This is a genomic window from Enterococcus sp. C65 (assembly GCF_040887165.1).
Lineage (GTDB): Bacteria > Bacillota > Bacilli > Lactobacillales > Enterococcaceae > Enterococcus_B > Enterococcus_B hirae.
Map to the genome: position 1 here is coordinate 215048 of NZ_JBFOFG010000005.1, position 19891 is coordinate 234938.

Annotated in this window: 19 protein-coding genes and 1 riboswitch; of the genes, 4 read left to right on the forward strand and 15 right to left on the reverse strand. The window is 38.3% G+C overall.

The genetic code is table 11. The features are described 5' to 3' along the window. Positions 1-2 precede the first annotated feature (2 nt). A complete protein-coding gene (locus AB3I12_RS07565) occupies positions 3-2048 on the forward strand; it encodes an EndoU domain-containing protein (protein ID WP_063626531.1) in 2046 nt (681 codons plus the stop codon). Positions 2049-2067: 19 nt separating this feature from the next. On the opposite strand, the gene AB3I12_RS07570 is transcribed toward AB3I12_RS07565, so the two are convergent. The 6 genes from AB3I12_RS07570 to rpmG all read right to left on the reverse strand — a co-directional run bounded on the left by AB3I12_RS07570 (position 2068) and on the right by rpmG (position 6769). Then, positions 2068-3048 (reverse strand): hypothetical protein, encoded by a 981-nt coding sequence (locus AB3I12_RS07570; RefSeq protein WP_063626530.1) that lies wholly within the window; start codon positions 3046-3048, stop codon positions 2068-2070. 206 nt (positions 3049-3254) lie between these two features. Beyond that, positions 3255-4235, reverse strand: coding sequence for a hypothetical protein (locus AB3I12_RS07575; protein WP_063626529.1), 981 nt, complete (start codon positions 4233-4235; stop codon positions 3255-3257). 419 nt (positions 4236-4654) lie between these two features. After that, a complete protein-coding gene (locus AB3I12_RS07580) occupies positions 4655-5539 on the reverse strand; it encodes an alpha/beta fold hydrolase (protein ID WP_063626528.1) in 885 nt (294 codons plus the stop codon). 243 nt (positions 5540-5782) lie between these two features. Continuing rightward, positions 5783-6328 (reverse strand): transcription termination/antitermination protein NusG, encoded by a 546-nt coding sequence (gene nusG / locus AB3I12_RS07585; protein ID WP_010720157.1) that lies wholly within the window; start codon positions 6326-6328, stop codon positions 5783-5785. Positions 6329-6427: 99 nt separating this feature from the next. Beyond that, on the reverse strand, positions 6428-6598 hold the full coding sequence (gene secE / locus AB3I12_RS07590) for a preprotein translocase subunit SecE (RefSeq protein ID WP_010720158.1): 171 nt from the start codon (positions 6596-6598) through the stop codon (positions 6428-6430). 18 nt (positions 6599-6616) lie between these two features. Beyond that, a complete protein-coding gene (gene rpmG / locus AB3I12_RS07595; protein ID WP_002294578.1) occupies positions 6617-6769 on the reverse strand; it encodes a 50S ribosomal protein L33 in 153 nt (50 codons plus the stop codon). Between the two features lie 160 nt (positions 6770-6929). Here rpmG and cbpA point away from each other — a divergent pair, with 160 nt between their 5' ends. Then, positions 6930-7571: a cyclic di-AMP binding protein CbpA gene (gene cbpA / locus AB3I12_RS07600; RefSeq protein ID WP_010738510.1), complete on the forward strand. Its 642-nt coding sequence runs from the start codon at positions 6930-6932 to the stop codon at positions 7569-7571. A gap of 465 nt (positions 7572-8036) precedes the next feature. Here the strand turns inward: cbpA and AB3I12_RS07605 are convergent, their stop codons facing one another. Beyond that, entirely contained in the window at positions 8037-8540 is a 504-nt protein-coding gene (locus tag AB3I12_RS07605) for a QueT transporter family protein (RefSeq protein WP_010720160.1), read from the reverse strand. Between the two features lie 13 nt (positions 8541-8553). Then, a riboswitch (PreQ1 riboswitch) is annotated at positions 8554-8600 on the reverse strand. 366 nt (positions 8601-8966) lie between these two features. On the opposite strand from AB3I12_RS07605, the gene AB3I12_RS07610 reads away from it, so the two are divergent. After that, positions 8967-9944 carry a diacylglycerol kinase family protein gene (locus tag AB3I12_RS07610; protein WP_063626527.1) on the forward strand — a complete coding sequence of 326 codons (978 nt, stop codon included), beginning with the start codon at positions 8967-8969 and terminating at the stop codon, positions 9942-9944. Between the two features lie 200 nt (positions 9945-10144). Here AB3I12_RS07610 and AB3I12_RS07615 read toward each other — a convergent pair whose 3' ends face one another. The 4 genes from AB3I12_RS07615 to AB3I12_RS07630 all read right to left on the reverse strand — a co-directional run bounded on the left by AB3I12_RS07615 (position 10145) and on the right by AB3I12_RS07630 (position 15249). Continuing rightward, positions 10145-12727 carry an ATP-dependent RecD-like DNA helicase gene (locus AB3I12_RS07615; protein WP_063626526.1) on the reverse strand — a complete coding sequence of 861 codons (2583 nt, stop codon included), beginning with the start codon at positions 12725-12727 and terminating at the stop codon, positions 10145-10147. 19 nt (positions 12728-12746) lie between these two features. Continuing rightward, on the reverse strand, positions 12747-13403 hold the full coding sequence (locus tag AB3I12_RS07620) for a histidine phosphatase family protein (RefSeq protein WP_010738514.1): 657 nt from the start codon (positions 13401-13403) through the stop codon (positions 12747-12749). A gap of 263 nt (positions 13404-13666) precedes the next feature. Next, positions 13667-14170 (reverse strand): tRNA (uridine(34)/cytosine(34)/5-carboxymethylaminomethyluridine(34)-2'-O)-methyltransferase TrmL, encoded by a 504-nt coding sequence (gene trmL, locus AB3I12_RS07625; protein WP_010720164.1) that lies wholly within the window; start codon positions 14168-14170, stop codon positions 13667-13669. A 221-nt stretch (positions 14171-14391) separates the two neighbouring features. Next, positions 14392-15249, reverse strand: coding sequence for a methyltransferase domain-containing protein (locus tag AB3I12_RS07630; protein ID WP_010720165.1), 858 nt, complete (start codon positions 15247-15249; stop codon positions 14392-14394). Between the two features lie 140 nt (positions 15250-15389). Here AB3I12_RS07630 and AB3I12_RS07635 point away from each other — a divergent pair, with 140 nt between their 5' ends. Next, complete coding sequence (locus AB3I12_RS07635) at positions 15390-16028, forward strand: copper homeostasis protein CutC (RefSeq protein ID WP_010720166.1); 639 nt, start codon at positions 15390-15392, stop codon at positions 16026-16028. Positions 16029-16131: 103 nt separating this feature from the next. On the opposite strand, the gene mgtE is transcribed toward AB3I12_RS07635, so the two are convergent. Genes mgtE through AB3I12_RS07655 form a run of 4 tightly spaced genes read right to left on the reverse strand, consistent with a single transcriptional unit; the run spans position 16132 to position 19888 of the window. Next, entirely contained in the window at positions 16132-17493 is a 1362-nt protein-coding gene (mgtE, locus tag AB3I12_RS07640) for a magnesium transporter (protein WP_034699476.1), read from the reverse strand. Positions 17494-17510: 17 nt separating this feature from the next. Then, positions 17511-18410 (reverse strand): RluA family pseudouridine synthase, encoded by a 900-nt coding sequence (locus AB3I12_RS07645; protein ID WP_010720168.1) that lies wholly within the window; start codon positions 18408-18410, stop codon positions 17511-17513. A gap of 1 nt (position 18411) precedes the next feature. Next, entirely contained in the window at positions 18412-19209 is a 798-nt protein-coding gene (locus AB3I12_RS07650) for an NAD kinase (protein ID WP_010720169.1), read from the reverse strand. Beyond that, positions 19187-19888, reverse strand: a complete 702-nt coding sequence (locus AB3I12_RS07655) for a GTP pyrophosphokinase family protein (RefSeq protein ID WP_010720170.1) — start codon at positions 19886-19888, stop codon at positions 19187-19189. The genes AB3I12_RS07650 and AB3I12_RS07655 overlap by 23 nt, the downstream gene beginning before the upstream one ends. Between the last annotated feature and the right edge of the window lie 3 nt (positions 19889-19891).

Below are 19891 nucleotides of genomic sequence, written 5' to 3' on the forward strand. Positions count from 1 at the left end.
AAATGAAAAACAAAAAATTAACTTGGGGCTGTTGGTGGCTTGTCCTCTATCTCTTACTAACAACGATACTTCCACCTAGTATCATAGCTTTTGCGACCGATCATACCCTTCATTCTGCAAGTAGAGAAGCACCAGTGACGTTCACACTACCTAATGCGCTTTCGTCTCCCGAGGAACCACAAAAAATAACAGAAATAGAAAAACTCAAATTTGAAAAAGACCCATCTTCTTTATCGAGTCAACGAAACGTCTTCGATAATTTGATCTTAAATGACTACTTAGATTTAATGTATGGCCCAGCGTTCCTACCGTTAAGTACTCGTTTCAATCTCGCACCGATCGCACCAATTATTCAAGCGGTCACCTTAGCAGAGTTTACTACCCCGTATCTCAAACCCGGTGCACAAGAAACCGCCCTTAGTCAAGCTTATCGTCTCACACAAAAGAAGTTGTTACGACATACCCTTGCTGTTTTTGACGAAATCATTGATCATCCAGAAAATCCTACCGATTTAGACGAATTTAGCAAAATGGAAATGGCTAGCTGGATTGCTTTACAAAACCAATTTATCGATTACTTAAATGTCAGTCCCGATCTGTCAGGCTATCAACTCATCAAAACCAAAGAAAAATTGACTTTTCGACCAAAAACAACTGATGGACAAAGTTTATTAGTTTATCTAGAGAATTCGATCAATAATTACTACCCCGGGAACATCAAAATTCCACCTAGGATCGGCTCATTACAAGAAATCACGTTTGTTCCTTCGATGTGGACCGATAAGCAAGTGAATGCTACTTTTGCATTTACTGCCTATGATCATGAGAAACAAACCTACAATAACTACAGTTCTAATACGATCAATATTGCCATCGAAACAGATTTTGATACCTTCCTTAACCAAATGGACACACCTGAGACCGTACTACAGTTCTTTTTGAATCATGCAACCGTTCAAATAGGTGCGATCCCACCAACCGATGTCGATACCGTCAATCGGACAGGAAAAGACATCACTGGAGCAATGATCAAGGAACGTGACCAGCTGATCAGCCAATTTCCAGAAACATTTTATACTAATTTCTTCCGAATCGTTGCACAAGCCAATGGGCAGGATTTAGTACTCAATCGAGAGGGCGCATTTGTTTATCGCGGGACACAAACCGTTGTGCCGATGGAACAAATTACCATCGGCTATAACCAACAAGTCATCTATTCTTTACGGAAAGTCCAGAAATTTTTTGGTATTTACGCTACATACTACGCATTAGCTGATGGTCTTTATGACGAGGAACGAACCGACGCCTTACCTAAAACCTTAAATGACGACACGGTAAATGTCTTAGAAGAAATTGGTGGCAACGTCTTAAAGAACCTACCGAATTACGAAAATACCGAATTGCGCATCAAGCAATCTGAGATGAAAATTGAACCACTGGATGTGCTTTTAGTGGCCATGTGTTTGCCGTGGAGTGAGATGCGTTCCTTATTGACCACGGTCGAACGAGGAGAACTCATCGGTGCTGTTGAAGTCGAAGAAGCACAAGCCAAAACCATTTTAGCAGCAGAAGAAGAAATCCTTCTCAAAGGGTGCCCAAATAAAGGCATCGTAGAAAAGATCCAACCGACGAAATATTTTAAACGAAAAACTCTCAATCATCTAGCGGGTGAGGTCAAACCAGGCAAAGATGGTGTTCCTAATCTGTCAGGTGCGCATTCAAGACACCCAGATTTTTATAGAAAAGAAAGTGGCATTATCTACGAACCAATCGGAGAAGTAAAAAAAGGTATGCCTTATGAAGCGAAAGTAAAATACGCAGGAAAATATAAAGAAGCTAATTCTACTGTCTTTCCCGATGATTGGGATGCAGAAAAAATCATGAAAGAAGTCGAACAAATTATTTCCGAAACGACCTTTAATGGCACCGGAAATAAACCATTCAGCGGAAAAGCAAGCAACGGTCTTTTTGAGATCCAAGGTCATGTTAACATCAAAGAAAATGGAAAAATAACGATTTCCACCGTCTATCCTCTTGTAAAAAAATAGAAAAAAGTTGGGACTTTGCTTACTCTAAGTCCCAACTTTTTTGATAGCGCCTTATTTCTGTTTGAAATTCTGCAGGAGTATATAGATGTCGCCAATAATACTTATTATAAATTTTAAACGTATGAAGGATTTTTAGGATTTCTGCCGTCAATTCTTGAGATAGTCCTAAGTATTCCGTGCTAGGGATTCCTCCTCGAAAATAGTCCCCATGGTACCCATAACCTAAGGAATAAGGGGTTGAAGCATATAAGATCGTATCCTCATAATAGACGGTATACTCTGTATCTGCTAGCCCCGCTCGTGGATCATCAGAATCATCCTCTTCTGGATCAAAAGGACACTCGGATAAAAACAGCCCATCTTCTGGGCCAAAATCAATAAAGTCCTCATGGTAGACCACGGACAAGTGCGGATCAAGCTCAGCTAATTCTTGAGCCATTTGTTCTGTGGTTCGTCGGACAAATTCAGGGTCTCGTTGTTTTGGATCAATAAAAAGGAGTGTGCGCGCCTCGTTATTTGTTTTTTCGGGGATCAAGGATACTCTACTATTGATTTTATTGATTTCTGCTTGAAATTGGGTTACTGAATAAAGATCCCGCCAGTAATGAAGATTTTGGATCTGATAATCATGGATGAGCGATAAAATCTCAGGATCAATACGTCTCATCAAAGACCAAAAGGGATCTTTATCTCTCCCTTTTCTTGTATAAGTTTTATCTATGACCTCACTATACGGTGTGATCACATAAATAGGAAACCCATTTAATCTCAAAACATATTCATAGTAAACAAAGTGTTCCATTGGGTGATTCGGCACTCGTGGATCCCAATAAAGCGGAGCTAATTGAGGAAACACTTCAGGACCGTAATCAACAAAATCATCAAAATGTTCTAGTGTTAATCGTTCATCAATTGCTTGAAATTTTTTAGTTAGCTTTACAGTCATTTCTTGGATGGCTTTTTGTGGTCTTCGTTGAGGATCAGGGAAAAAAACTCTCATGCTCATTTACTCCTTTCGCTAGCTTCTATCTTTTATTATTTCATAGAAAATGCTGAAACACGGGTACATTTTTCCTTATTTTTCGAAAAAAAAGTTTCTTAGAGGCTGAGCTTAAAATGTTGATTATCCAAAGATAAGCAGAAAGTTCTCGAAGGTGCTCCTTTTGTATCTCTGTTTATTCGTTTTTATCCATGCTAAAGAACTGTTTACTCTAAGTCCCAACTTTTTTGATAGCGCCTTATTTCTGTTTGAAAGTCTGCAGGCGTATATAGATGTCGCCAATAATAGTAGTTATAAAGGCTAAATTTATTCATTATTCTTAGGATTTCTGCCGTAAATTCTTGAGATAGTCCTAAGTATTCCCTGCTAGGGATTCCTCCTCTAAAATAGTCCCCATGGTACCCATAACCTAAGGAATAAGGGGTTGAAGCATATAAGATCGTATCCTCATAATAGACGGTATACTCTGTATCTGCTAGCCCCGCTCGTGGATCATCAGGATCATCCTCTTCTGGATCAAAAGGACACTCGGATAAAAACAGCCCATCTTCTGGGCCAAAATCAATAAAGTCCTCATGGTAGACCACGGACAAGTGCGGATCAAGCTCAGCTAATTCTTGAGCCATTTGTTCTGTGGTTCGTCGGACAAATTCAGGGTCTCGTTGTTTTGGATCAATAAAAAGGAGTGTGCGCGCCTCGTTATTTGTTTTTTCGGGGATCAAGGATACTCTACTATTGATTTTATTGATTTCTGCTTGAAATTGGGTTACTGAATAAAGATCCCGCCAGTAATGAAGATTTTGGATCTGATAATCATGGATGAGCGATAAAATCTCAGGATCAATACGTCTCATCAAAGACCAAAAGGGATCTTTATCTCTCCCTTTTCTCGTATAAGTTTTATCTATGACCTCACTATACGGTGTGATCACATAAATAGGAAACCCATTTAATCTCAAAACATATTCATAGTAAACAAAGTGTTCCATTGGATGATTCGGCACTCGTGGATCCCAATAAAGTGGAGCTAATTGGGGAAACACTTCTGGGCCATAATCAACAAAATCATAAAAATGTTCTAGTGTTAATCGTTCATCAATTGCTTGGAATTGCTTGGTTAATTTAGCAGTCATTTCTTGAATATCTTTTTGTGGTCTTCGTTGAGGATCAGGGAAAAAAACTCTCATGCTCATTTATTCCTTTCGCTAGCTTCTATCTTTTATTATTTCATAGAAAATGCTGAAACACGGGTACATTTTTCCTTATTTTTCGAAAAAAAAGTTCCTTAGAGGTTGAGCTAAAAACATTTATTATCCAAAGATTAGAAGGAAATTCTCGAAGGCGCTACTTTTGCATCTCTGTTTATTCGTTTTTATACATGCTAAAGAGCTCGGGACGACCTTTTTGTCCCAAGCTCAGCGACTATCGAATAATTAGAGGTTACTGGACTGATCTTCGTAACAAGCGCTACTTTTCTAAAAAATAGAAGGCGACTGAAAATCCAACATGCCATTCCTGCCGATTGTCATAGTTTTTTTTATGTTATATCGATAGTTAAAAAATATATTTATAGATATTTATATACTTTAACAACCTATTTTTTTCATTAGTCGATGTTCCAAAGAAACTGGCGCGTGAGGGCATCAACTTCTTTATCCTCATGAAGCATACTATGCGTTACGTTCTCCCCTGTGATCACTTTTTCTTCCACTTGATTTCCATGTTGCTTCAATAACGCATACACTGCTAAAGCGCTGCTTAATGGCACCGTCCCATCACTTAAATCCGTCTCACTCACTTGTCCTGCAATCAGCAGGATTTGTGTAGTGGTTGGCACATTGCCAATAAGTCGTTGGTAGTCTTGATAACGACTAGAAGCTATCGCTGGACCATTAGCTAATTCATCGCTGATACTTTGCCCATTATTTTCTTCAAAGTCATTGAATGGTGCGGCAATTGCCACGAATTTATCCACTTTAGGCAACGTTTGATCTTGTCCATAAGTAGCTAAATACCGAAGACCACTGACGCCCCCCATCGAATGTCCTACCAGATTCACTTGATTGATTCCATACGTCTGTTGCAAATAACTTAAGCAGTCTTTGATCCATTCTGTTTGGTTCCATTCATTATTTTTATTATCTACAAATAGAACTTGGATCATTGGATTATCTGCTTCTTTTGAAAGTTCTCCTTCTGCCTGTACATTGCCATTGACATCAACCGTCAATGTTAATTCTTTTTTCCCACTCTCTGATGATTCCAGGCGCTGGATCATTCCTTTGAATGAATTAACTGTCCCACTATATCCATGGAAAAACAAAGTAGGGGTAGTCGATTGCGTTTCCTTTTCTTTCGTTGCTTGCGTTGTTTCAACTGTTTTAGCAGCTTCAGACGACTGACTTGTTTCTTTTGTCTGACAGCCACTTATAAAAAGAACACTGACCATCAATAAAAAGCCGACGATTCCAGACTTTCTCCAATTTTTCATTGTTTCTCCTTTCTAATTTGATCGATTCTCTGACTAGCATTCTCAATTTTCCACTGACAAATCGGCTCAAATTCCCAACCTCTATTAGTGGTTATTCGTGAACGACTTGAAAAAATAAACCGAAATATTGCAAAAATAGGTTAAACAATTTTTGCAAATCTCGGTTTCAATCTTTTAGTCGTGATGCTATCTGATTGTCGCATAGATTTCTATTTAAAAATCCATCCTCAGATAGTTGAATACTTAGTCGATTTTATCTACTTGTTCAAAATCAAGTTCAGTACTTGTTTCACGACCAAACATATCAATATTAACTTTTAGTTTTTCTTTTTCTTCATCTACTTCAGTTACTTGACCTTCTAAGCCTGCAAAAGCACCTTCGATGATCTTGATTACTTCGCCAACTTCGATCTCTAGATCTGTTTGACGAAGACTCATACCGATTGAACGTAAGATGTGACTTACTTCTTCTGGCAATAATGGAGCTGGCTTACTACCTGCACCATGTGACCCTACAAACCCTGTTACACCAGGTGTATTACGTACAACATACCAAGAAGCATCTGTCATAATCATTTCTACTAAGACATAACCAGGAAATGTTTTATGAACGATTTCTTTTTCTTTTCCGTTCTTTACTTCTTTCTCAGTTTCTTCAGGAACAACTACACGAAAAATAAAGTCAGCCATTTTCATACTTTGCGCACGTGATTCGATATTTGCTTTTACTTTGTTTTCATAACCAGAGTATGTATGTAGTACATACCAATTTTTTTCAAAAGATTCCATTAAAGGCTCCTCATTTCGTTGTAAAATAAAAAAACCCCAGTTTCCCGAAGTTTTTCTTCACGTTGATTATAGCACGATATCCTTGCTTTTACTAGCGACTTATTTTAGTAAGTAAGCAAATAAGCTTTGGATCGCTGTGTCCATTACGAAAAACATCACACCAAAGATGATTGATGTTTCAATGACAACTAGTGTGTCTTTGCGTAATTGTTTGCCACTAGGCCAAGTCACTTGTTTCATTTCATCTTTTACACTTTTAATGAATTTCATTGCGGGCCCTCCTGTCCTCTATTTTGTTTCTTTATGTAATGTGTATTGATTACAATATTTACAAAATTTATTGATTTCCAAACGTTCGCCACTTTTTCCTTCACTAACCGATTTGGTATAGTTTCTAGAACCACAAACGGAACAAGCTAATGCTGCTTTCTTCTTTGCCATCCGCTCCTACCTCCTCACTGAAAATCAAAATTATACTCATTTACAGTATCATGGAAAAGATTTTCTGTCAATTCGAGATTGAATAACCTATTGTTTTATAATTAATTATGATATGATTAATTTGAAATTAAGTAAAAATGAGATACATGGAGGTAACTTTATGCTACTAAAAACACTCGTATATAAGAAAAAAGATTTAACAACTGTCACAGAAACTAGTACCTTGGAAGAAGCCTTAGCGATTCTAGAATCCTCTGGTTATCGTTGTGTGCCAATTTTAGATGCTTCAGGAAATATTTTCCGTGGAAATATTTACAAAATGCACATTTATCGTCACAAAGCGAATGGTGGAGATATGACTTTACCCGTCACCCACCTCTTGAAAAATGCAACAAAATTCATTTATTTAGATACTTCATTCTTTAAAATATTTTTTACGATCAAAGAGTTGCCTTATATCGCTGTTCTTGACAATGACAATCATTTCTACGGTATTTTGACCCACAGTACATTGCTAAACATGCTTTCACAATCTTGGAGCGTAGAACAAGGCAGCTATGTTTTAACGATTGCTTCTACTGGAAAACAAGGAGATTTAGCTACGATCGCTAAAATCATCGCAAAACATAGTAGTATCGCAAGTTGCATCACGTTAGACATTGAAAAAGAAGAATACATCCGTCGTACACTGATCACGTTACCTGCACATACAGATCAAAAAGTTTGCGACACGATCGTGAACCATCTTGAAAAGAAAAATTACAAAGTGATCGAAATCGAAAATTTACAAAACCCTGAATAAATGTGTAAAGGATCAGTCAACTTTACGACTTTACGATAGAAAAAACATACTAAGATTAGAGACTGGGACAAAACTTGTCTCAGTCTCTTCTAGTATCTCTAAAAACGAATAAACGGTGTTCAAACATCAGCTCCTTGAAATAAGCCTGAATTTTTCAAAACATGAGAAGCTGTTTCAAAAAATTCTTTCTTATTGTCATCAGAGCTACCCGATGTTTTCACGACCTCTGATTCACGGTGTTCAAGAAGCAACTCCTCAACAATAAGCGATGATTTTCTAAAATATGAGGAGCTATTTTAAAAAATCCTCTCTTATTCGCTCGGAGCTAAACGCTTCTTTCACAACCTCTAATTTTGTGTAAATAAAAACAGTAGCTAAAGATGAATTTCTTTTAACTACTGTTATCCCTTTTTATAAATATATTTTAACTGATTAACAGGTTTTCCTCTATCTACCTATTGATCGCTATACTCTTTTTTCAAAGTCTAGGGAACGATCCAAGTAATACATCAATGGTGCAGAAATAGCCATAATGATGAACTCACTCAAAGCTAGCGTACCATAAGTTGTCCAAAATGCTTGTCCACCAGTTGGTACCAACATGTACGCAATCAATCCCATACTAATTGTAAAGAAAAGCGTGTTTAATGCTAATCTTATTTTGACATTCTTTACTTTATTTTGTAGCAAAGCAGTCAACCCCAATGAAATCAAGGTTTGTCCCCCACCATAGACCACATCTAATATACCAAAACCAAAAAATGCGTTATAGACAATGACGCCACCTAACACGCCCCAAAGTAATTTCCGGTTGAAGACTACTAAGTGATTCAAGCTTTCAGAAATACGAAATTGAATAGGTCCAGAAGAGACTGGTGCCACTAAAATCGTAAGTGCCAAATACAAAGCCATAATGATTCCATTTACTACAACGACCATCAATCGTTGGCGTTCCACCGTTTTTTGCATAAAATATTCCTCATTTCTCCTAGTTTTTTTAATGCGGGATGGTTGATGAACCGCAGCTGTCATAAGCAAGGATTCATTATAGCAGATATCCCCGCGATTTGAAACTGCTCCTACAAAAAACGTTCTCTAAATATAAGTCTTTTGCTTCCATGCTATTTATTCAAATCAGGGTGAACTTTACCTCTTATTTATGCACGGTGCTTTTTCAAAATTCCTCTTCTCTGCTATAATAGCCAAGGATAAAAAATAATGTTTGTTTTCTTAGTTTCGCTAAGACACAAACCATGTAAAATTAACGATAGAAGTTTCAGTTGCTTGTTCACTAAATGACTAAGCAAAAAATAGTTTGATCATTTTTTCTATTTTAATGAATGAGTGGAATGAGTGAGATTTACTCATCTTCTGAATCAGATGCAGGAGGTAAAAATGAATTTCCATTATTACTTATTGATCAATCCAGCTGCTGGAAGTGGTGCTGGTAAAAAAGTAGCAGAAAAAATGATTCCGCTATTTGCCGAAAAAAAGCTTCACTATTCGATCCAATACAGTGAGTATCCAGGGCATGATGCTAAAATTGCCGAAGAGTTAGCGAAAGAAACATTAGTTGAATGGACAGACGAACCACAAGAAAGCGAGTCTGAATTTCCCCTACTCGTGATCATCGGTGGTGATGGCACACTGCATCAAGTGTTAAATACCTTTTATCAACTAGATGTGGCATTTCCAGTAGCCTATATTCCCGCAGGCTCTGGCAATGATTTCGCTCGAGGGATTGGGTTACCTAGAAATGCCGAGAAAGCATTAGAAAATATCCTAAAGACGAACAAACCTCAAGAAATCAACCTCTTAACTTACGAGGAAAAAGTGAGTGACAAACAAGGTGTAGTAGTAAACAATTTTGGCATTGGCTTAGATGCGGCAATCGTCCATGCTACAAACCACTCTACTTCAAAAACAAAATTAAATAAATATAATTTAGGTTCTTTTGCTTACCTATTTTCTATCCTACGTGTCTTTTTTTGGCAAAAAGGGTTTCCAATCTTAGTGGACATTGGCGGAAAACAAATCAGTTTTGACAAAGCCTTTTTATGTACTGCAACGAACCATCCTTATTTTGGTGGCGGTGTAGCGATTGCGCCGACAGCAGAAATTGCCAAACCAACGATCGATCTAGTTGTTGTTGAACGAGTGAATTTATTCAAAATCTTAGGAATTATCTTCTTATTACTACAGAAAAAGCAAATGAAATCAAAAAATTTCCATCATTTTACTACTAGCAGATTGCGCATACTATCAACTGTTCCTCAGTATGGTCAAGAAGATGGTGAAGATAGCCAAAAACAACCTTTTGATTTGCAATTAGCTACCAAAAAGCAACTGTTTTGGTGTAACGTGTCACATTGATTTTGCCTATTTTATATACATTTTCTTCCATGGGTAAGATAACCCCATAAAAAGAGCTGGAGATATTGAAGAGACCGCAAAAGTCAGACTTGTTGGGCTAACTTTTGCGGTCTTTATCTATCTCTTGGCTCTTAAAAAATAAGTAACATTCTCATTAGGAGCGATTCAAGTGAGCCTGAGCCAAAACTTGCCTCAGGCTCTTACTCCATCCCAATCATTGGATCAATCCACTGTTTTTCAATCGCTTCGGTTGTTAAAATATATGTTTTTGGTAGTTGCTCTGTTGGTGCTTCTTCCATCGCTTTTGATTCGACAGACGTTTCGGTTGTGTCTTGTTCTACTGATAAAGTAAAGAGATCATCGCCAACATTTACCTCCGTTGAATCTACGACATTTTCTTGAGTGGCTTGTTGACTTGTCTCTGTTTTTACGGAATGAGCAGTTTCTCCCGCCTTGGTATAATTTCCTTCTTCAAAAGGATCATTACCTACAAGGGAATCTTCATAAGCGACAAGCTTCGTCCGTGTAACAAGACTCATACTGTCATTTTCTTCGATCCGCTTCTTCAATGTCGTCATTCGACTAGCCGATTCATTCGCAACGCAGGTAACGTACGCTTGTTCTTCTCCAAGTAGAATCAATAGTTCTTTACTTCTTGTGACAGCCGTGTAGAGAAGATTTCGTTGCAACATCCGTTGGTACTGATGAACCATCGGCAAAATGACCATCTTAAATTCGCTTCCTTGAGATTTATGGATCGAGCAACAATAAGAAAGAGTAATTTTATTCCATTCATTGCGTTTGTAAGTCACTTCATTCGCATCAAATTGAATCACTAATTCATCCACTTTATCTTCTGAATCTTTCGCTAACACGATCCCCGTGATCTCACCCATATCACCATTAAACACATTGAGTTCAGGTGTGTTCACTAATTGTAATACTTTATCACCGATTCGATAAACAGTTTCATTCCAGTGGACTTCTTTCCGCCCTGCACCTCCAGGATTAAAAATCGACTGCATCATTTTGTTTAACGCATCGATTCCAGCTGGTCCACGGTACATTGGCGCTAAGACTTGTATATCTTGTGCAGTGAAGCCTTTATTTTTGGCTTTTTCAACAATCTTTGCGATTAAAGGTTCGATACTATAGGCATCGCTTCGAAAGAAAGAACGATCTTTTTGATTTTGCAAAAAATCACTTGGTAAATGACCTTCTTTGATTTCATGAGCAAGGGGGATAATACTTGATCCGTCTCCCTGCCGATAAATTTGATTCAATTCCACTTTCGGGATTTGGTCAATTCCTAATAAATCATGCAAGACTTGTCCCGGTCCGACAGAAGGTAATTGATCTTTATCTCCTACTAAAATCACTTGCATGTTGGTAGGGATGGCTTTAAATAGTGTATTAGCTAGCCATGTATCGACCATCGACATTTCATCGATGATCAACAACCCACCTTCTAATTCTTTCGTACTTACTGAAGGAGATTTTTCTCGACCATTCAAACCTAGTAGTCGATGGATCGTGCTGGCAGGTAATCCTGTCGTCTCATTCATCCGTTTGGCTGCTCGACCAGTTGGTGCAGCCAGTAGGATCGGAAAAATTTCTTGGGTATATTTGTTTGGATCTAATTCTAAGCCATTTAATTCTGCAAACAAGTTGACGATCCCATTGATAACTGTTGTTTTCCCTGTGCCGGGACCCCCAGTTAAAATAAATAAAGGTGATCGGATTGCTTCCGAAATTGCTTTTTCTTGCGATTCTCCATATTGGATACCAAATATTTTTTCAATTCGCCGAATGTTTTTCTGCACTTCTTTTTCGTCATAGTTGATTTCTTTTTTCCGACTAAGTAACCGTTGAATCGAGTTACCGATCCCCCATTCTGAGAAATACAGACTATTTTCATAGAGATTGGTTTCTTCTTGTTGGATCTTACCTTCTTCCACAAGTTGAATAATGACCGTCGCCACTTGATCAGGTTGGATCTCAATTGGTCGACTGGTTTCCAGAATTTTGATTGTTTGATGAAGAAGCGTTTCAGCTGGTACATATGTATCGCCAGTTTGAACAGCATGTTGAAAAATCTGATGTAAAACTGCAGCTCGAATCCGTCTTGGTGAATCAGCCGCGATCCCTAATTGTTCTGCAAGATTATCTGCTCTTTTAAAGCCGATTCCTTCCACATCTTCGACTAACTGATAGGGGTTTTCCTGGATGATATCTAAAGCTTCATTTTTATATGCTTGATAGATACTAAAAGCTAACTGACTACCAAAGCCATAACGATTCAAGCCCATGATCACTTGATCCATCCCATGGTTCAAACGAATCGTCTCAACGATCATGTCTCTTTTGGCTTGATTCAAGCCTGCGATTTGTTCTAATACGGACGGTTCTTCGATGATTTTTTCAATCGCTTCTTCACCTAGTTGCTCCACGATCTTCTCAGCTGTTTTCTTGCCAATCCCAGGAAATTTTTCACTGGATAGATAACCCACGATCCCGTTGACTGTTGTTGGTTTCTCCTGCTCATAACGTTCAACCTTTAACTGTCGCCCATATTTAGGATGATCGACTAATTCGCCGTAAAAACGATAAAGCTCATTTTCTTGGATCTCACCAAAGCTTCCAGTGACCACAATTTCTTTTTCACGATAGTCAGCTGTTGTTTCAGTGAGCCGAACCAACAGTACTTTATAAAAATTACTTGGATTTTGAAAAAAGATTGCGGCAACTGTACCAACAAAATAAGGCATTTCTTCTGGCTGCATCTTGCCGCCTCCTTTCCAATTAGAGTAATGGTTCTGGTTTTGTCTCTTTTCCTAAGAAGTCAATTTCGTTCCAAACTTTTAATTCATAAGGCAACAAATTGTTGGGTTCTCCTGTTTCTAAAATCGTCAAACTACTATTATATAAGCCACCCATTTCTCTTAGTTGACTCAGTTTTTTTCCTGTCAACCATTGGATCGCCGCAGTTAATGATGCCCCATGCCCAACAAACAAGATCGGTCCATCATGTAAAGCAACGGCATCAGCCACAACTGTTTCAATACGAGTAATGGCACATTCGATCGCTTCTCCTTTAAAAGGTGTCGGATCATAACGATCTAAGTGGTTACGTAGATTGGGAAGGTTTTCCGGATATCGTTCGTACATTTCATCAATTGATTGACCTTCTAATTCTCCTAAACCCAATTCTCTTAATTTATCAGTATAAATAATTTCGACTGGATGCGCTAATTCTTGGTTGATCCCTTCGGCTGTGTCACGGGCACGCTTAGCGGTACTTGAATAGATTGCTTTAAATGGTACATACTTCACTTTTTTACCAAATGCTTTGATTTCCTCATAGCTTTCAGGTAAAAGTGGTGAGTCGCCTTGGCTTCCTTGAAAACGGCGTTCGAGATTCCATTGTGTTTTTCCATGTCGGGTAAAATATAATTCCATTTATATCGGACTCCTTATAGGCTCATTTAGACAAAGATGATGCTACTATTTTATAAAATTTGTTCCTTAAAAACAAAGAACTCCTTCAATAAAAAGTCCTTGTGATTATTCGTATTGAATCAGAATACTTGATAAATGACCTCTTGATAAACGGTATTTTCCAAGTTGATTCTGTGCATTAAGTCCAAACCAAGTAAAACATGAAAAGCTGTTTTTCTTTGTTTCTCCTTAATGCTTGAATCAGAGCACTTGGAAAATGACCTCTAGTCTAGTTTATCATTTTCATAATGGTGCGTTAACTCTAAATTAGGAAATCCTTGTTGGCGCAATGCTTCATAGACGATCATTGCAGCCGTATTTGAGAGATTCAATGAACGGACATGTTCGTCATTCATTGGGATTCTTAAACATTTTTCTTCATTTTCACGCATAAATTCTTCAGGTAACCCTGTTGTCTCCTTGCCGAATAAAAAGAAATGGTCTTCTCCATCAGCAAAATTTTCGTCACTATATACTTTATGGGCAAACTTCGATACCAAATGAAGTTTACGTTCCCCTAAATAAGCCATAAAAGCATCTAAATTTTGATGATAGGTAATATTGACATCGTTCCAATAATCCAATCCTGCACGTTTTAGATGTTTATCATCTGTTGAAAATCCTAACGGTTCAATCAAGTGCAAGGGCGTATTGGTTGCTGCACAAGTTCGGGCAATGTTTCCAGTATTTGCTGGAATCAATGGTTCAAATAAAACGATATGGTTCATTAAGATCCATCCTCTCATCTATATGTTAACTAACTAGTAGTGATTTTGGCATAAAAAAAAACGTATCAACTCGGTGTCAGTCACTGCGAGTCGTTACGTTAGTGAAGCTCTTCTCACTAACTTTTATCAGAACAGGAACCTGATAAAAACCAATGAAAAAACAACTTGTCGTTACTATATCATCAACAAACTCTTTTTGCAACCTTTAGAAATGAATAATTTCATTGCAATCGTTTTCTCTTATTTCCTTTTAATAATTCTACGTCAATTGTAATCTTTTTCAAAGGATTCTGGTACACACGCTCTTTGACGTCTTGACTGACTTGCCATTCGAGCGGAGACATCGCTAACAAATCTTGCCGATTTTTTTCTGGGATATCAAATTCGTAAGTAACACGCCGACGTTCAGTCAATTCTAGGGACTCCGCAAACTTAGCCACCACTCGTTCATTTGAATACTGTTGTTTCTCAGGCTGATCTGGATAGAACGCTTGGCGTAATTCTTTTAAATAATCTTGTTGCGGAACGATTTTCAAGACTTCCCCATCATCGGTTAGCACACGTTGAAATTCTTTATAGTGAGAAGGCGAAAAAATATTTAGAATCGTAGTAAATGTTTGGTCTTCAAAAGGAAGATTGGTTAAATCTGCTACACACCAAAACGCCTCGACCGGCTGAGCAGTAGCCGCATAAACACCTTCTTTAGAAAGATCAAAACCTACGGCCTTTTTCAACGGTTGCAGTCGTGCTAATTCATTTAAAAAGCTTCCTTCGCCACAGCCAACATCTAAGACCTCTGATCCCTGCGATACTTGTTGCGCTAACAAGTCGATCACTGGCTGATACATCCCGGCTTGGATCATTCTACGTCTGGGATCAAACATACTCTGATCATATTCCGTTTTTACCCCATGGGATAAAAAGTAAAGCGTGCCTTTTTTGGATAAGTCGAAGCGATGGTTCTGATGACAAACCAAACCGTTCTCAGTGACTGCTACTCCAGCATGGCAAAGTGGGCATCGGAACAGCTGTTGATTTCCCTTTAAAAATTGGCGACCTTGATCAATTTTTTTTAACATTTTTTTTGCTCATTTCTTGTTTTAATCGTTGAATATTGCTTTATTCCCTTTTCATCTTACCGTTAGAAGAAAACTTTAGCAACTACAAAAAATATGGTACAATTTTAGAAGAAGAAGGCGAATGATAAAGGAGCAGGCAAATGATCAAAGAATTTTGTGCAGAAAATTATACTTCCATTCCTCTAGCAATTGCTAAGGGAGCAAACCGGATCGAATTATGCGATAACTTAGCTGCTGGCGGAACCACACCTAGCACCGGAGTGATCGAAGAAGTTTTAAGCTATGCCAATGAAAAAGAAGTACCTGTAATGACAATTATCCGACCACGAGGTGGCGATTTTGTCTATAATGATATTGAATTAAAGATCATGCATACTGATTTAATCGAAGCGAAGAAATTAGGTACAGATGGCGTAGTTATAGGCTGTTTGACTCCTTCAAATTGGATCGATGAAGAGGCAATGGAATTATTGATCGAAACCTCAGAAGGTCTACAAATCACGTTCCACATGGCTTTTGATTGTATCCCGCAGGAACGGCAATTTGAAGCGATTGATTGGCTGGTTGAACACGGTGTAGACCGGATTTTAACTCATGGTGGAGATGCGAACGCACCAATTGAAGCCAATTTTGACCATTTAAAAAAATTGATTGCTTATGCTGACGGACGTCTGATCATCTTACCTGGTGGCAAGATCGATTACAAAAATGCAGAACATGTTGCCAAAGAACTAGGCGTGAATGAAGTTCATGGAACAAAAATCGTTTCATTCGACTAAATTTTTTTAGTAATAATAAAAACGTAAGAAGCAAGTTGATTACTTTGCTCCTTACGTTTTTTATTTTTATCACAGACTTGTTGCACCATCTCAAAAGGAATGGCTACATAAAATACCCCATAAACAATGAAGCGATGTTGAAATAGATCAAGACACTAGTCAAATCACTCAAGGTGGTAATAAAAGGACCACTAGCCACGGCAGGATCAAACCCTAAGCGATCCATCAACATCGGAATCAAGCTTCCTGCCAAGTTGGCTACAGTAATCGCAAATAACATGGCAATCCCAATCACAAAGCCTAAAATAAAGTTATGCTTCCAAATTCCTACAATCAAAAAGATCGTCAAGCCAGTGATTGCCCCTGTCACAAGTCCTGTGAGTACTTCAGCTAGAATCAAACGGACAAAACCAGCATCTTTGTCGTCAGAAACAGCCAAACGGCGAACTGCAACCGCCAATGATTGGGTGCCAGCATTCCCCGCAGTTCCGGTGATCAACGAAATGAAGACGGCTAAAATACTTGCTTCACTCACCAGTTCTTCGTAATGGCTGATCAACGAAGCCGTAGACATCCCTAAAAATAATAAGGTGATCAACCAAGGAAGACGTCTAGCAGCTGACTTCACGGGATTTTCATTGATTTCCTCAACATTGACCCCTGCCAAACCAGAATAATCACTTGCAGCCTCATCATCAATAACATCAATAATATCATCAACTGTTACGATCCCCAGTAGATGGTCATCGTAATCTGTTACGGGTAATGCTAGAAAGTCATAATCACGAAAGGTTTGCGCGACATCTTCTTGGTCATCCCCCACATGGACGGATAACACACGTTCGCTCATCAAGTCAGAGATCATTGCATCATCATCATTAACGATCAAATCCCGCAATGAAATAACTCCAACCAATTGTTCTTCTTGATTGACGACATAGATATAGTAAATGGTTTCAGCTACATCTGCTTCGTTTTTTAAGACATACATCGCAGAACGAACCGTTTGATTCGCCACGATCGAAACAAATTCTGTCGTCATGATCGCGCCAGCTGTTTCATCTTCATAGTGTAACAACTCTTTGATTTCACTAGCATCGTCAGCAGTCATTAAACTTAAATATTTAGCGACTTGTTTTTTATCTAAGGTATTTAGCAAATCTACCGCATTATCGGTATACATCTCTGAAAGCATTTCTGCAGCATAACTCGGACGCATTTCAGCTAAATACTCTTTCATATATTCATTGTCTTCTTCAATCACATCAAACATATCTGCCAATTCTTTAGGAGATAAGTAGGAATAGATCAGTTGACGATCCTCTTCGTTCAGAGATTGATAGAATTGCCCCTGCTCGTAAATATGCATTTCCAGGAAACTATTTCTAAATTCCTGTAGGTTATTTTCTCTTAAATCCTGTAGTAACTGGGCAAATCGTTCCTCTAGTTCTTGATTTTCATCCAACTCTATCTCACCTCACCCTAACTTTCAAAATGCTGGAGAACAGTCGCCATATCTTTAGCCAAAGGCTGTTTAAATTCCAATCGTTCCTGTGTAAAAGGATGATCAAAACGCAGGTCGTAACAATGTAAAGCTTGTCTTGCTATTCCAAGATCCATACGCCCACCATACATTTCATCTCCTAATAGCGCACAGCCAATTTCTGAAAAATGAACTCTGATTTGATGGGTTCTCCCCGTATGCAGTTGGATATCTACCAAAGCAACCTCTGCGGTGTTTTTCGTTAACCAATATTCGGTTTGTGCGCTTCGCCCAGCTGTCGAAACCATCCGTTTCAGTAAAGAAGATTGGTCTCTCGCAATTGGAAGGTCAATCCAGCCGTGGGGTGCCAATTTAGTTATTTCGCCACTCACAAGTGCTTGGTATTTCTTCACAAATCGTTTTTCTCGAAGCTGTACATCTAACTTTGCATGAGCAAAGCCATGTTTGGCAAACAACATCAACCCAGAAGTATCCCGATCTAGTCTTGTCACCACATGAATGACTTGATTTTCGTAACCTTGTCGTTTGTAATAAGCTTTTACTCGATTAGCCATCGTATAGTTTGGATGATATTGTGCTGGAATCGAAGAGACGCCAGCTGGTTTATTCACAACTAAAAGATGTTCATCTTCGTAAACGATCTCGATCGGTGTTTCATCTAAAAGCACCGTTTCATGTTCGCCTTCTGCTGGAATGACAATCGTTACCTTATCATTGTACGATAGAGAAAACAAGACATTTTCAGTTTGACCATTTACTTTGATCTCGCCACCTTGAAATTTGATTTTCGCTAACAAACCTTTAGAAATTCCTTTTTCTTTTAAAAAATATTTTATCTGCTGCGGATGATTTTTTTCATACGTCCACACAAATTCCATGTTATCCCTCACCAATAAAGGAATCTTTTACACGATGCCAAAAATGCATATGGCGATAAGAAGCAAAATGAATTCGCTCTTTTGCAATGCGATAATAGATGGAACGAATATTCGATTCCTTAATATCCAATTGGTCGACTGTAACAAGATAATCCTCTGTATTTTCTAATTTGATTTCCAGCCATTCGTCTTGTGCGATGACCATAGGCGAACCGAGTGTACGAAAGACTCGATTATTTAATGAAGCAATTTCAGTTAACTGAAAGGCATTGATACTCGGATGAATAACTGCCCCGCCGATACTTTTATTATAAGCGGTTGAACCTGTTGGCGTAGACACAGCCAATCCGTCCCCTCTGAAACTTTCAAACAATTCATTTTTGATATATACATCGGCAACCATCGTCCGATTTGATCGTTTAATCGTGGATTCATTCAAAGCCAAGAAATGTTTTGCCGGCTTATCATCTAAATAACTGATCTTTATATCGAGCAAAGGATAACTTACACTTTGTTCTTGATTGGTCTGTAAGCTATTGACTAATTCTTCCAATTCATAGTCACGCCAATCCGTATAAAAACCTAAGTGCCCTGTATGGACCCCTAAAAAACGAACTTCATTTAATAGATGGCTATACTTGTGAAAAGCGGACAATAACGTCCCATCACCACCTACGGAAATCACTAAATCGGGGCGTTGTCCGTCGATTTGAATAGCCGATTGTGTCAAAAGAGCTTTCAATCGTTCGGTAACTTCAATTGTTTTCGCTTCTTGGTTATGAACGATCGCTACTTTCATCCGTGACCTCCTCTTTTTTCTCTCGATTTAATACGGTACGATAGTAAACGTCATCTCGTTTTCCTCTTCCATGGGAAAATAGACGTTGAGCTTCTTGGATTTCTTCCCGAATATTGGACATTTCTTCGTCCAATTGATAAGCCGCTTCTGCCGCACGTTGGAGTCTTTCACTCATTTCTTCAGGAAACACGCCTTGATATTTATAGTTCAATGAGTGTTCGATTGTCGCCCAAAAGTTCATAGCTAACGTCCGGATTTGAATTTCAGCTAAAATTTTCTTTTCGCCACTGATCAACTGAACAGGATACTCAATCACTAAATGATACGAACGATACCCACTGGCTTTTTTATTTGTAATATAATCTCTTTCTTGAATCACTTTCATATCTTTTCTTTTACGAATGATATCTACTACTTGGTGGATATCTTCTACAAACTGACACATGATTCGTAATCCAGCAATATCAGACATTTCTTCTTCTAAACGGCTCATCGGAATATGACGCAGCTGTGATTTTGTCACAATGCTATCGACTGGTTTGACTCGTCCAGTAACAAACTCAATCGGAACATGTCGGTTTTGTTCTCTGAATTGCTTACGGATCCCGCGTAACTTTACTTTTAATTCTGATACTGTTTGTTCATACGGTGCTAAAAACTCTTCCCAATCTCGTTCCATCGC